Origin of the sequence: Lysobacter arenosi, assembly GCF_016613475.2 — a bacterium.
Classification (GTDB): domain Bacteria; phylum Pseudomonadota; class Gammaproteobacteria; order Xanthomonadales; family Xanthomonadaceae; genus Lysobacter_J; species Lysobacter_J arenosi.
The window spans coordinates 2,564,844-2,578,102 of sequence record NZ_CP071517.1 but is presented as its reverse complement, the minus strand read 5'-3'; the positions used below and the strand labels follow the sequence as shown (position 1 = coordinate 2,578,102).

General features: G+C 67.0%; 10 protein-coding genes. 4 read left to right on the top strand and 6 right to left on the bottom strand.

Going from position 1 to position 13,259, the window contains the following annotated elements:
* The first annotated feature begins 4 nt into the window (after positions 1-4).
* Positions 5-592, top strand: coding sequence for a hypothetical protein (locus tag HIV01_RS11990; protein ID WP_200607399.1), 588 nt, complete (start codon positions 5-7; stop codon positions 590-592).
* A gap of 51 nt (positions 593-643) precedes the next feature.
* On the opposite strand, the gene HIV01_RS11985 is transcribed toward HIV01_RS11990, so the two are convergent.
* Genes HIV01_RS11985 through HIV01_RS11970 form a run of 4 tightly spaced genes read right to left on the bottom strand, consistent with a single transcriptional unit; the run spans position 644 to position 6,820 of the window.
* Positions 644-3,808, bottom strand: a complete 3,165-nt coding sequence (locus HIV01_RS11985; protein ID WP_200607397.1) for an efflux RND transporter permease subunit — start codon at positions 3,806-3,808, stop codon at positions 644-646.
* Between the two features lie 10 nt (positions 3,809-3,818).
* Entirely contained in the window at positions 3,819-5,090 is a 1,272-nt protein-coding gene (locus HIV01_RS11980) for an efflux RND transporter periplasmic adaptor subunit (protein WP_200607395.1), read from the bottom strand.
* The gene (locus HIV01_RS11975) at positions 5,087-6,379 is read right to left on the bottom strand and encodes a TolC family protein (protein ID WP_200607393.1); all 1,293 of its coding nucleotides are present in this window, start codon (positions 6,377-6,379) and stop codon (positions 5,087-5,089) included. The genes HIV01_RS11980 and HIV01_RS11975 overlap by 4 nt, the downstream gene beginning before the upstream one ends.
* A 54-nt stretch (positions 6,380-6,433) precedes the next feature.
* Positions 6,434-6,820 (bottom strand): hypothetical protein, encoded by a 387-nt coding sequence (locus HIV01_RS11970; protein WP_200607391.1) that lies wholly within the window; start codon positions 6,818-6,820, stop codon positions 6,434-6,436.
* A 105-nt stretch (positions 6,821-6,925) separates the two neighbouring features.
* Between HIV01_RS11970 and HIV01_RS11965 the strand changes: the two genes are divergently transcribed.
* Positions 6,926-7,624, top strand: a complete 699-nt coding sequence (locus HIV01_RS11965; protein ID WP_200607389.1) for an alpha/beta hydrolase — start codon at positions 6,926-6,928, stop codon at positions 7,622-7,624.
* Positions 7,625-7,723: 99 nt separating this feature from the next.
* Positions 7,724-8,461, top strand: a complete 738-nt coding sequence (locus HIV01_RS11960; RefSeq protein ID WP_200607387.1) for a LytR/AlgR family response regulator transcription factor — start codon at positions 7,724-7,726, stop codon at positions 8,459-8,461.
* 151 nt (positions 8,462-8,612) lie between these two features.
* On the opposite strand, the gene HIV01_RS11955 is transcribed toward HIV01_RS11960, so the two are convergent.
* Positions 8,613-11,567, bottom strand: coding sequence for a TonB-dependent receptor domain-containing protein (locus tag HIV01_RS11955; RefSeq protein ID WP_425600230.1), 2,955 nt, complete (start codon positions 11,565-11,567; stop codon positions 8,613-8,615).
* Positions 11,568-11,678: 111 nt separating this feature from the next.
* Positions 11,679-12,617 carry a helix-turn-helix transcriptional regulator gene (locus HIV01_RS11950; protein WP_200607383.1) on the bottom strand — a complete coding sequence of 313 codons (939 nt, stop codon included), beginning with the start codon at positions 12,615-12,617 and terminating at the stop codon, positions 11,679-11,681.
* A 159-nt stretch (positions 12,618-12,776) separates the two neighbouring features.
* Between HIV01_RS11950 and HIV01_RS11945 the strand changes: the two genes are divergently transcribed.
* On the top strand, positions 12,777-13,187 hold the full coding sequence (locus HIV01_RS11945) for a VOC family protein (RefSeq protein WP_200607381.1): 411 nt from the start codon (positions 12,777-12,779) through the stop codon (positions 13,185-13,187).
* Positions 13,188-13,259 lie beyond the last annotated feature (72 nt).

Sequence of the window (13,259 nt, the reverse complement as noted above, 5' to 3'; positions counted from 1 at the left end):
GACCATGCGTGTCGCCATCGCATCGCTGTTCGTGTCGACGCTGATCCTCGCGGCGACGGCCTGTACGCAGAAGGTGAGCCCGGAGCAGCAGGCCCGGGGCGTGGAGGCCTTCGCTACGATCGAGAAGGTGTTCCAGCATCCACGCTGCAGCAATTGCCACATCCCCGGCGACCAGCCGCTGCAGTTCGATGCACAGACACCGCACATGATGAACGTCGTGCGCGGCCCGGATGGAAAGGGCGCAGCGGGGCTGCCGTGCGCGAGTTGCCACGGCGAAGCCAACCTGCCGGCAAGCTACGGACCGAACGCACCACCGGGCGCGCCGCACTGGTCGCTGCCGCCGCCGGACCACAAGATGGCGTGGATCGGACTGCCGGCCTCGCAACTGTGCGAGATGATCAAGGACCGCAAGCGCAACGGTGACCGCGACTTCGCCGCGCTGTTCAAGCATGTGTCCGAGGACAAGCTGGTGCTGTGGGGCTGGGCGCCCGGCGGCAACCGCGCGCCGGTGCCGGTGCCGCACGATCAGTTCGTGCTGGCATTCAAGACCTGGATGGATGCGGGCGGTCCGTGCCCCGGGGCAAAGGGCTAGCGCATCGCGTGATGCAGGAGCCAGCAAGCTGGCCCCTGCACCTGCGGATCCCTAGGCGTGGTCCTTGCGGTGCAGCCAGCGGTACAGCACCGGCAGCACCAGCAACGTCAGCAGCGTCGACGACACGATCCCGCCGATCACCACGGTCGCCAGCGGGCGCTGCACCTCGGCCCCCGCGCCCTGGTTGAATGCCATCGGCACGAAGCCCAGCGACGCCACCAGCGCCGTCATCAGCACCGGCCGCAACCGCCCGAGCGCACCATCGACGATGGCCACGTCCAGCGCCGCACCCTGTTCGCGCAGCTTGCGGATGAAGGCAATCATCACCAGGCCGTTGAGCACGGCCACGCCCGACAGCGCGATGAAGCCGACGCCGGCGGAGATCGACAACGGAATCCCGCGCAGCGCCAGCGCCACCACGCCACCGGTCAACGCCAGCGGCACGCCGCTGAAGACGATGGCGGCATCGCGCACCGAACCCAGCGACCAGAACAGCAGGGCGAAAATGATCGCCAAGGTCACCGGCACCACCACCGACAGGCGCTGGCTGGCGGAGATCAACTGCTCGAACGTGCCGCCGTAGTCGATCCAGTAGCCAGTGGGCATGCGCACCTGCGCGTCGACGCGTTCGCGCAGTTCGCTGACGAAGCCGCCGAGGTCGCGACCGCGCACGTTGGCCGTCACCACCACGCGGCGCTTGCCGTTCTCGCGGTTGATCTGGTTCGGTCCGAGCAGGGTTTCGATCCTCGCCACCTCGCGCAGCGGAACCGTGCGCGGCGTGCCGGCGCTCCAGCTGCCGGCCAGGCTGGACTCGTCGTGGCCGGCGGCATCGGCCGGCAACGGAATCGGCAGGTCTTCCAGTGCCGCCGGATCCTGTCGCAACCGCTCCGGCAGGCGCACGACGATGTCGAAGCGGCGGTCGCCTTCGAACAGTTGCCCTGCCACCTCGCCACCGACCGCCGTGGCCAGCGTGGCCTGCACGTCGCCCGGGTTGAGGCCATAACGCACCAGCGCCTGGCGATCGGGAACCACCGTCAGCAGCGGCAGGCCGGTGGCCTGTTCGATCTTGACGTCGGCCGCGCCAGGCACCGCTTTGGCCACTTCCTCGATGCGTTGGCCGAGCTCGACCAGCGTGTCGAGGTCGTCGCCGTAGACCTTGACCGCGACATCGGCACGCACGCCCGAGATCAGCTCGTTCATGCGCATCTGGATGGGCTGGGTGAACTCGTAGTTGTTGCCCGGCAGGCTGCGCGCCGCCGCCTCGAACTCGGAGAGCAGCGCCGCCCTGGACTTGCCCGGGTCGGGCCAGTCCCCGCGCGGCTTGAGCATCACGAAGGTGTCGGTCACCGACGGCGGCATCGGGTCGTTGGCAATCTCGGCCGTACCGATCTTGCTGAAGACGCGCTCGACCTCGGGAAGATTTCCGAGCGTGCGCTCCAGCGTCGCCTGCATCGACACCGCCTGGGTCAGGCTGGTTCCGGGAATGCGCAGCGCATGGATCGTCAGGTCGCCTTCGTCGAGGTTGGGGATGAACTCGCTGCCAAGCCGCGTGGCCAGCAGGCCACAGCCCACCACCAGCATTACAGCGGCAGCGAACACCCAGGCGCGGCGGCGAAGCGACCACGCCAGCAGCGGCGCATAGCGACGGCTGCACCACTGCATCACCCGGTTCTCCTTCTCCTCCACGCGACCGCCGAGGAACAACGCGATCGCCGCCGGCACGAACGTCAGCGACAGCAGCATCGCCCCGCTCAGTGCCAGTACCACCGTGATCGCCATCGGGTGGAACATCTTTCCCTCGATACCGGTGAGGGCGAAGATCGGCAGGTAGACGGCGGTGATGATGCCCACGCCGAACAGGCTCGGCCGGATCACTTCGGCCGTGGCCTTGGCGGTCAGCTCGAAGCGTTCCTCCTTCTCGAGCGTGCGGCCCAGCGCATGCTGCATCTCGCCGAAGCGGCGCAGGCAGTTCTCGATGATGATCACCGCGCCGTCGACGATCAGGCCGAAGTCGAGCGCACCCAGGCTCATCAGGTTGCCCGACACGCCGCCGCGGACCATGCCCCACACGGTGAACAGCATCGCCAGCGGAATGACCGCCGCCGTGATCAGCGCCGCGCGGAAATTGCCGAGCAGCACGAACAGCACCACCACCACGAGCAGCGCGCCCTCCGCGAGGTTCTTCGACACCGTCGCGATCGTGCGGTCGACCAGCGCGGTGCGGTCGTAGACGGCGGTGGCGACCACGCCCGGTGGCAGGCTGGCGTTGACCTGTTCCAGCCGCGCCGCGCTGGCCTGGGCGACATCGCGGCTGTTGGCGCCGACCAGCATGAACACCGTGCCCAGCACGACCTCGCGGCCGTCCTGGGTGGCGGCACCGTTACGCAACTCCGGCCCTTCGCCGACATTGGCGACATCGCGCACGCGGATCGGCACGCCATCGCGACGGTCCAGCACGATCTCGCCGATCGCCGTGGCATCGGCCACCTGGCCCGGCACGCGCACCAGGAACTGCTGGCCGTTGCGCTCGATGTAACCGGCGCCGATGTTCTGGTTGTTGGCGGCCACCGCGGTGACGAGGTCGCGCAGGGTGAAGCCGAGCGCGACCATCCGCGCCGGCTCCGGGGTGATGTGGATCTGCCGGGCGAAGCCGCCGATCGTGTTGACCTCGGTCACCCCCGGCGTGTTGCGCAGCTGCGGCCGCACCACCCAGTCCTGCAGGGTGCGCAGGTCGGTGGAGGTCCAGGGCGTGCCGTCGGGCTTGCGCGCCTCCGGGTTGGCCTCGACGGTGTACATGAAGATCTCGCCCAGGCCGGTGGCGATCGGCCCCATTTCCGGCTCGATCCCCGCTGGCAGCTGCGAGCGCGTCTGCTGCAAGCGCTCCGCGACCTGCTGGCGGGCGAAGTACAGGTCGGTGCCATCCTTGAACACCACCGTGACCTGGGACAGGCCGTAGCGCGACAGCGAACGGGTGTAGTCGAGCCCGGGCAGGCCGGCCATCGCCGTCTCGATCGGGAAGGTGATGCGCTGTTCCGACTCCAGTGGCGAGTAGCCGGTGGCTTCGGAATTGATCTGCACCTGGACGTTGGTGATGTCCGGCGTGGCGTCGATCGGCAGTTGGCGGAAGCTCCAGATGCCCAGCAGCACCAGTGCCAGGGTGAGCGCGAGCATCAGCCAGCGGTGGCCGATGGCGAAGCGGATGATTCTCTCGAGCATGTCGGCGTCCTCAGTGGTCGTGCGAGGCGCCGGACTTTTCGATGTCCGCCTTGATGAGGTAGCTCTGTTCGACCACGACCTGGTCGCCGGGCTTCAATCCGGACAGAACCTCCACCCGTTGCCCGTCGCGTTGGCCCAGTTCGAGCGGACGCACCTCGAAGGTATCGCCGACGCGGATGAACACCACGTCCCAGTCGCGGAAGGTCTGCAGCGCCGACAGCGGCACCACCAGCGCGGCCGGTTGCTGGGCGACCGTGATGCGCGCCTGCACCGCCGAACCCGGTCGCCACAGGCCGTCGGCGTTGTCGAGCGTGGCGCGGGCCACCGTGCTCTGGCTGGCGGTGGCGGTGTTGGGCAGCACGCGTTCGAGCTGCGTGTCCACGCTCACACCATCGCTCAGGCGCGTGACCCGCACCGGAACACCCGGGCGGATGTGCTGGGCGTCGGCGCCGAAGATGTGCAGGTCGACCCACAGCCTGGACAGGTCGGCGATCTCGAACAGCGATGCGCCTTCCGCGGCCACGTCACCGACTGCCGCATTGCGCGCGAGCACGACGCCGTCGATGGGCGAGGTGACCGTGTAGGCGCTCAGGCTGAGGTTGCTTTCGATCGTCGCCAGCGGCTGGCCGGCGCGGACGCGATCGCCGAGGTTCGCGCGCAACGCGCGCACCGGGCCCGGGAAGCGCGCGGCCACCTTGGCCTGGCGCCCTTCGACCGGCGTCAGCAGGCCCTGCACCTCGTGCTCGTCGGCGATCATGCCGGCCGCGGCGGGGGCGACCCGGATGCCCGACGTCCGCGCGGTCGCCTCGGCTATGCGCGTGCGTCCCTCGTAGCTCGGGTAACTCCAGCGCAGCGCCTTGCCTTCGATGGTGGCGAGCACTTCGACGTCGAACGAATGCGGCTCGCCGACGATACTGGTCGCGATCAGGCTGCCGTCAGGGCGTGGCGTGAGGACATGACGCTCGCTGGCACCGTCCAGGCGTCGCAGGCGCACCTCGACCGACCCGGTCGTCGCCGCCAGCGGCGCGTCGCCGCGGTACAGCCAGGCCTGGTAGCGCGGCGGCATGCCGGCTTCGGCGATCGCCAGTTCGACGCGGTAGCCGGACTGTTCCAGCACGCGGCCGCCATGGGCGCCCTTGCGTGCTTCCTCGGCCTGGCCGTGTTCGTCGCCGGCGTCGTGTGCATGCCCGGCCTCGGCGGAACGCTCGCCGCCACAGGCGGCCAGCAGCAGCGTCAGCGCAAGCGCGATCGCAAGCGCGATCGTGTTCGTGGATTTGTTCATGGCAGGGGCTGGCCTTGTGCTGGGGCGGCGGCAACGACGAGCGGTTCGCCGGTGAGTCGCTGGATTTCGATCAGGGCACGCTGTGCCGACAGCGCGGCATCGAGCTGCTCGCGCCGCGCGCTGGTGGTTTCCGACTGCAGCTGGGCGATTTCCAGGTAGCTGATCGCGCCGGCGCCGAACGCGCGCTCGGCTGCGGCCTGGGCACGCGCCAGCTTGGGCAGCACGTCGTCGCGCAGACGCAGCACTTCCAGCTGCGCGACGCGGTAGCGGCCGTGCGCTTCGACCAGGGTCGAGTACAGGGCCAGTCCCTGCGCCTCCTGCTCGACTTCGGTGACGGCCAGTTCGGCCTGCGCGGCGCGGATCTGCGGCTGCGCCCGGCGTCCGCTGGCCAGCGGCAGCGACAGGCCGCCAATCAATGCGATGTCGCTGTCTTCCTTGAAGCCGCGCACGCCGAGCTGCCATTCGAGGTCGGGCGTGGCCTGCGCGCGTGCCAGCTGCAGGCGCGCTTCGCCAATGCGGCGCTGGTCGGCGAAGCGCGCCAGTTCCGGCGTGCGCTGCAGCAGTTGTGCGAGTTCGCCGAAGTCGGCGATCTCCGGCAGGTCCAGCACGTTGGCGCCGGCAGGCTCGAAGTCGGGCTCGCGCTCGCCCCACAGGGCCGCCAGGTGCTGGCGCGCGGCTGCCTGTTGCTGGGCGGTACGGCGCCGTTCGAGTTCGGCGCGCGCGAGTGCGGCCTGCGCGGTCAGCACCACCGACTCCGGTGATGCGCCGGCATCCAGCCGCCGTTGCGCGGCCACGACCGTGCGGCGACGTTGCGCGATGTCCTCGTCGGCGATCGCCAGCTGCGGGCCGGCGGCGACGACGGCGAGATAGCGCCGCGCGGTTTCCGCCAGCAGGTCCAGGCGACTGGCTTCGCGTTCGATGCCGAGGGCATCGATGCGGCTTTGCGCCAGGGCACGACGCGCATCGCGTTTGCCGCCGCGCTCCAGCACCGACGCCAGCGTCAGCGTCAGTTCGGCGCGATCGATGCCGCGGTAAGTGTTGCTGCCCAGCACGTTCTCGAGTTCGGCGCCGGCCACGAGCGCCGGCCGTTGCGCGGCGACTTCGAGTTCGGCGGCGAGGACATCGCCACGGGCGCCGCCCAGGCGCAGTTCGGGATGGGGAGGCAGTGATGCGGTGCCGACGACGCGTGCGAACGCATCGTCCAGGGTCAAGCGTTCGCCGGCTTGTGCGGGCAGGGCCGCAGCAAGCACGACGACCAACGCGGCACGGGCCGCGAGTCGCGAATACATGGGAGAAGCTCCGAAAGAAGAGGGGACGGACAGCCGGCGCAAGGGCCGGACAGGTCACACCGCGATCGGAGGACGGAACGGAGCGGTCAGGCGCGTCGGCGCGAAGGCGACCGACAGCGTTGCCACCGGTGAGGCGGCAACGGTGGTCGGGAGGTCGAACTGCATCCGCGGCAGCATCGCCGCCTGCTGGCCGCAGCAATGGGTCAGGTGCCAGTGGTCGTCGTCATGCCCGGACTTGCCGTCGTCGGGTGCCGGCGCGTGGTCATCCACATCATGCTCACCAAACTCGTGGCCATGCCCGTGACTGCCCGCCGCCGCATGCGCCACCAGCTCGTGCACTTCCTCGGCGAACGCCAACGCCGGCTTCAGCGTGAAGCTGGCCAACAGCAGGCCGAGCAGCAGCAGGCGTACGGCAGCGTGGAGGGCGGAGGACGCGGACATGCCGGCAAGGGTACGCGCCGACCCCGGCGATACACAATTTCGCTGGCGCGGCGGTCCGGGGCGGCAGGCATGGCAGGGCAACCCCACAGCGGCGACAATGCCGGCATGGATTCCAACGCCCCCCTGCTCGAGACGGTCGAGCACGAAACCGCCCCTTCGCCGACCTGGACCGTGCTGTGGCTGCACGGGCTGGGTGCCGACGGCCATGACTTCGCCCCGATCGTGCCCGAGCTGGTGCGCCGCGACTGGCCGGCGATCCGCTTCGTGTTCCCGCACGCGCCGGTGCGCGCGGTCACGATCAACAACGGCATGCGCATGCGCGCCTGGTACGACATCGTCAGCTTCGACTTCGACGCACTGGCCGCCGGCAAGCGTGCCGACGAAGCCGGCGTGACCGAGTCGGTGGCGCAGGTCGAGGCGCTGATCGCGCGCGAAGCCGCGCGCGGGATAGCACCCGAGCGCATCGTCCTGATCGGCTTTTCCCAGGGCGGCGCGATTGCGCTGGCCTCGGCCCTTGGGCGCGAGCAGCCCCTGGCCGGCATTGCCGGACTGTCGACCTACCTGCCGCTGGGACCGCACCAGGCGGCAACGAAACTCAAGCCTGCGGCCTTGTCGCAGCCGGTGTTCATGGCCCACGGCCAGTTCGATCCGGTGGTGCCGGCGGTGGTCGGCCAGATGGGCGCGGCGACCTTGAAGGACCTGGGCTTTGCCCTGGAATGGCACGACTACCCGATGGCCCACCAGGTCTGCGCCGAGGAAATCCAGGCCCTGGGCGACTGGCTGGACGAGCGATTTGCGGGCTGAGTCGCATCCTTGTTGATCCAATCCCCCTGACCGATTGGTAGCGGACGCTGCCGGGGGCTACCATCAGCCCGAGGCAATGCCCAACGGGTAGAGGCGCCAATGAGGATAGTGATCGCCGACGACGAACCGCTGGCGCGCGAGCGCTTGCGGGGACTATTGGCCGAGCAGCGCGGCGTCGAGGTCGTCGCCGAGGCGGCCGACGGTCAGAATGCGCTGCACGCCTGCGCCGAACACCATCCCGACCTGGTACTGCTGGACATCGCGATGCCGGGCATCGACGGACTCGAAGCCGCGCGCCACCTGGCCGCGTTCGAACCGCGGCCGGCCGTGGTGTTCTGCACTGCCTACGACGCGCATGCGCTTTCGGCATTCGAAGCCGAGGCGATCGACTACCTGGTCAAGCCGGTGCGCGCCGAGCGCCTGGCCGCCGCGCTCGAACGCGTGCGCACCTTCGCCGCCGGGCGCGAACGCGCCACCACCTCCGCCGGTCCCGGCGCCGGGCAGCGCCGCAGCCACCTGTGCGCGCGACTGCGCGGCAGCCTGCGCCTGATCCCGATCGAGGACGTGCACTACCTGCAGGCCGAGGAGAAGTACGTGGTCGTCCACCACGCCCGCGGCGAGGACCTGATCGAGGAATCGCTGAAGTCGCTCGAAGACGAGTTCGGCGAGCGCTTCGTCCGCATCCATCGCAACTGCCTGGTCGCGCGCCACGAGATCGTCGAACTGCGCCGTGCCGCCGACGGCCACGTGCAGGCGGTGCTGCGCCATGGCAAGCAGCCGCTGGAAGTCAGCCGCCGCTGCGTGGCGGGGCTTAAGGAAACGCTCAAGCACCTGTAGGCCTGGGGTGAGGTGCCTCCCCTCATCTGCCGCAGGCGCCGGTCATGACCGCGCTTCGCCGAACGCCCGTACGGGCACCTGCAGCCGTCGCGGCCCAGAAAGACTACGGCCCCTTGCGGGGCCGTAGGCTGCGTTCACTTACCGAAAATCATCAGAACTTCTGCGAGTAGCGCATGTAGAAGAACTGGCCGGGCAGTTCATAACTCGGATCAAACGTGTTGGCAAACGCCTCGAGTGCAATCGGCGGATTCTTGCCAAACACGTTGTTGATGCCGAGGGTGACCGTCGCGTTCCACGGCGCCCTCCAGTAGGCACTGACATCGTGGTAGGTCGTGGCGCCGATGTGGTGCCTCGATTCCTTCTGCGATGCGATGGTGTCACCACCTGCCTCCCCATCCCACACGCCGTTGTTGTTGGCATCGGTCGGAATGCCGATGTAACGGTCGGTTTGGGTGCACAGGTAGCCGAAACCATTCGCCTCATACTGAGCGTCGCAAACCTCGTCCTGCGACGAATAGTAGCGAACGTTCCAGGTTGCACCCCAGTCGCCCTTGTCCCAACGGGTCGCCAGGTTGGAGCGAATGCGCCACTTGTTGTCGCGGTCCGTGTACTCACCAACGAGGTTTCCACCTTCGTCGTGGTTCAGCGGCTGGCCAATGGCCGGGGCCAATTGCTGGTCTTCGCCAAGCTTGCCGTCGCCATCCAGGTCATCCAACCACTGCGCCATGTAGGTGGTATCCCAGGTGAAGCTGAACTTGCCCAGGGCTGTCTCGGGCAGGCGATAGGCCGCCGTCAAATCGTAACCCTCGCGGCGGGTGCCACCAATGTTCGTGTTGTAGTTGCGCAGGGTGTTGATGGTGCCATCGGCCTTGCGGGTATACAGCGAGCAAGTCGGACCCGTCCCGCCGGAGCGGACGCACTGGTCAATGATCTCGGTACCACCCACGGTCGTGATGGCGTCGTCCAGCTTGATTTTCCACCAGTCCAGAGAGATATCCAGACCTTCGGCGAAATGCGGGCTGTAGACGAAACCAAACGTGACGCTCTCGGCCTTCTCAGGCTTCAGGTGGGGATTTCCGCCGACGGAGATGCGGATCTGCTGGCCATCCTGGGCGTAACCACCGGCCGGCACGCCTTCAGCATGACAGCGGCTTTGGGCCGTGGGGGGCAGCAGCGGATAGTTGGTGGTGTTGCAGGGATCGCTCAGGTTCGGGAACGAATCGCCCTGGCCTGCGAACAGCTCATCGATGGATGGGGCGCGGAAGCCCTCCGTCCAGTTGCCGCGAACCAACAAGTCATCGATCGGCTTCCAGCGGAAACCGAACTTGCTGTTCAGCGTGTCGCCGAAGTTGCTGTAATCCGAGTAGCGCGAGGCCACGCTGAAGTCCAGCAACTTGGCGCCGGGCAGGTCGGCCAACACCGGGATCGCGAGTTCCAGATAGGCCTCGTCGACGCTGTAGCCACCCGCGGTGGCACGACGGGCGTTGCCCGTGGTGCTGCCCGCGTTGATCAGCGCGTCCGGCGAGTCGTAGCCAGACTCGGTGCGGTGCTCCAGTCCGAGCGAGAAACCCAGCGGACCGGCAGGCATGTCGAACAGCTCGCTGCTGACGTTTGCATAGTAGGACTTCTGTTGGTACTTGTATTCGTCGTGGGCAGTGAAGGACGCATAGTCCAACATTTCCTTCGTGAGCCCGCCAACGCCGCCCAGGAAGTTGAGAGGCACGCAGCCGTCAATGGGGGCCCCCAGGCGACCGCAGTGGGCGACACCATTTGCGTCGCGGAAAGACGGGCCAAGGCCGGAACGCAGGGCCTCGAGGTTGAACAAGCCGAATGTGGTTTCGTTGGCTTTGTTCTCGCCGTAGAAGTAGCCGGCTTCCCAGTCAAGGAACTTCTCGCCGATAGCCAGCGAGCCTTCGAGGCCGGCATCCAGCGCGAACGTCCTGACATCCTGGTTGAACGAGCGCCCGCCGGTTTCGGTGGTGCGGCGGTTGATGCGTGAAACATCGGCGCCGAACGGGCTGTAGATGTTGTCCTTGCTGATGAAGATGCTCTGCCCGATCGGAGTGGCACCCGGCGCGGTGCCCAGGGTCACCGGCATTGACGCCAGCAACTGCTCGGATTCACGCTGGTTGTAGGTGACCGTGGTCTTGAAGCGAATGTCATCAGTGATGTCGAATGATGCATTCCCGAACACAGAGCGGCGTTCCTGCGGGGTCAGCAGGTAGTTCTCGGGGGCGAAGTTGTAGGCGTCCTGGCCTGGGACGTACGCCCTCGGACTGCTCCCCTGTCCATCGTAGGTGAACGTTCCCGCAGCAGGCAGGCCCGGGGCATTGGTCTGAGGGCCGTTGCACTTGCGGGCTGCGGCATCGTAGCCACTGCGGCACAGGGCGAAGCGTCCGTCCGGACTGGTGCCGCTGCCGAAGAAGTTGCCAGTCGTGTAGATGGGCTCCTTCGAGATGTACCTGTCGCCGGCCATGACAGATTCTTCTTTGACGTAGCCGTATCCGAGCATCGCCGAGAAGCGATCGTTGGACGTTCCGACGATGAAGTCATAGGCCTGGCGGGTGCCGTCACCCTTGTCGTACTGGCCAAGATAGGCGTTTGCTTCGGCGCCTTCGAAATTCTGGCGCAGGATCACGTTGACCACGCCGGCGATGGCGTCGGAGCCATAAATAGTTGAGGCGCCGTCCTTCAACACTTCAATGCGCTCGACCGCCGCGGTCGGGATTGTATTCAGGTCGACCGCGCCGCCCAGGCCAGTGCCGCCGACCCAGCGACGGCCGTTGACCAGCACCAGGGTGCGAGCGGAGCCGAGACCGCGCAGATTGACGCGGGTTTCGCCGTTGCCGCCGTTGTTGTTGGTGCTGTTGAGGGCCGAGGTGGCGCTGGTGATGTTCTGGATGACGTCGCCAACTGAGGTCAGCCCCTGCGCGGCGATGTCATCCCGGCTGAGCGAGAACACAGGCTGCGAAGTCTCGATGTCCACGCGTTTGATGCGCGAACCGGTGACCTCGATCTTGTCGAGGGTCGTGGCGTCCTTGCCGCTGTTTTCCTGGGCGCTGGCAAACGCCGGCGTCAGTGCGATCGCGATGCCTGCCGGCAGCATGCCGACGCGTATCGCGGTGCGCAGATTGCGATGGTTCATTTATCTCTCTCCAGATAACTGTTATGAGCGTGTTAAACGCCGGTAAACGTTATGACGGAGCGAGTCAAACCATCATGCTGCGTTGTGTTGGTGCTGCGTGCGGTCAATGGCTACGTGGCGTGCCCGTGATGTTCCGCATGTTTGCGTAGTGTGTTCAAACGGTTGCGGACTGTTGCGATATTCGCTTGCCGTCATGCCGAACCGAGCACGGAAGCTTCGGGCGAAGCTGCAGTTGTTGTCGAAGCCGCTCGCTATGCCGACTTCGCTGATGGTCATCGGAGTGGAGGTCAGCAATGACGCTGCATGCTCCAGGCGGAATGAGGATGCGGCTTCCTGCGGCGTTCTGCGATACAGCTTGACGAAGACCTTCGAGAAGTACCACGACGAGAACTGCGCGCGCTCGGCCAGCTCGGTGATGCGGACGATGCGATGGCAGTTGCCCTCGAGGTACAGGTGGGCGCGTTGCATGCGCTCGAAGACCTGGCGCTTTCGCGCGAGCGCGCTGCCCGGGCACAGCAGCAGTGCCGCGCGCTGATCGCGTTGAAGCGACTCCAGTCGCATGAACATCGATCGCAACGTCGGGTCGACGCGGAGCGGGCCATCACACTCGCCGGCGCGGCGGGCAGCCCGGCGCCACAATCGGGCAAACGCCCCGGCCTCTTCCGTCGACATCCGCCCGCGGCCGACATGCAGGCCAAAATCGGAGAAGTGAGCCATGGCCTTTACCGCATCTTCGCCTACGGTCAGGCCGATGCAGATGCCCTGCTGACCCGCTTGCAGGACCGGCATCGAGTCCTTCGCCAGGATCATCCAGTCGCCAGCGAGAAGGCGGAACCTGCCTTCCTTCGATTCCAGCCAGGAAGCGCCGCGCATCTGCAGCCAGATGGACATCTCCGGGCACTGAAGCTCGATGCTGCCCATGCGCGATGCGCCATAGAACCTCGCCCGCTCGCGCGTCGCGCCGCCCAGTTGCAGCAATTGCTCACGATCCGCCCAGTTCTTGCGTTCCATGTACTCGTACTCGATCGGTTTTCGACACAGTTCGTAAACTGGACCGGCTCACGAAGGAAGTACATAAGACAATTCCCATGTTGGAGGAATCGACACCCGGGACATCGCTTGATCACTCGTCCAGTCCAGGCCTCTGCACGACTGGGCTAGACTCCGGCGATGGGCCGCTCGCCGGCATCCCGTCATTTCATTGAGAGACATCAAGTGATCCTTGGCCTGCGAACGACGATCTACCCGACCCCCGATCTGGCGGCCGCGAAGTTTTGGTACGCACAGGTGCTTGGCCAGCAGCCCTACTTCGATGAGCCGTTCTACGTCGGCTTCAACGTTGGCGGCTTCGAGCTTGGTCTGATCCCCGATGGCGAACCCGGCATTGCGGGGCCGCAGGCCCTTTGGGGCGTGGCGGACGCATCGCAGGCACACGCCAGGCTGATCGAGCTCGGCGCCACCTCGCTCGACCCGGTCACCGACGTCGGAGGCGGCATCAAGGTCGCTGCGGTAACGGATCCGTTCGGCAACCGGTTCGGCATCATCGAGAATCCGCACTTCGATGCGGCCAGCGTCAGATGAGGCGGCCTGACAACTGAGCCGCATTGCGGCCCGGCACGATTCAGGCCTCCGGCGCCACCTGCCCCCATTCCC

Excerpts from the sequence above, each read along its gene's own strand:
- HIV01_RS11990 (WP_200607399.1), top strand. The coding sequence starts at position 5 with ATGCGTGTCGCCATCGCATCGCTGTTCGTGTCGACGCTGATCCTCGCG.
- HIV01_RS11985 (WP_200607397.1), bottom strand. The coding sequence starts at position 3,808 with ATGCTCGAGAGAATCATCCGCTTCGCCATCGGCCACCGCTGGCTGATG.
- HIV01_RS11980 (WP_200607395.1), bottom strand. The coding sequence starts at position 5,090 with ATGAACAAATCCACGAACACGATCGCGCTTGCGATCGCGCTTGCGCTG.
- HIV01_RS11975 (WP_200607393.1), bottom strand. The coding sequence starts at position 6,379 with ATGTATTCGCGACTCGCGGCCCGTGCCGCGTTGGTCGTCGTGCTTGCT.
- HIV01_RS11970 (WP_200607391.1), bottom strand. The coding sequence starts at position 6,820 with ATGTCCGCGTCCTCCGCCCTCCACGCTGCCGTACGCCTGCTGCTGCTC.
- HIV01_RS11965 (WP_200607389.1), top strand. The coding sequence starts at position 6,926 with ATGGATTCCAACGCCCCCCTGCTCGAGACGGTCGAGCACGAAACCGCC.
- HIV01_RS11960 (WP_200607387.1), top strand. The coding sequence starts at position 7,724 with ATGAGGATAGTGATCGCCGACGACGAACCGCTGGCGCGCGAGCGCTTG.
- HIV01_RS11955 (WP_425600230.1), bottom strand. The coding sequence starts at position 11,567 with ATGCTGCCGGCAGGCATCGCGATCGCACTGACGCCGGCGTTTGCCAGC.
- HIV01_RS11950 (WP_200607383.1), bottom strand. The coding sequence starts at position 12,617 with ATGGAACGCAAGAACTGGGCGGATCGTGAGCAATTGCTGCAACTGGGC.
- HIV01_RS11945 (WP_200607381.1), top strand. The coding sequence starts at position 12,777 with ATGGGCCGCTCGCCGGCATCCCGTCATTTCATTGAGAGACATCAAGTG.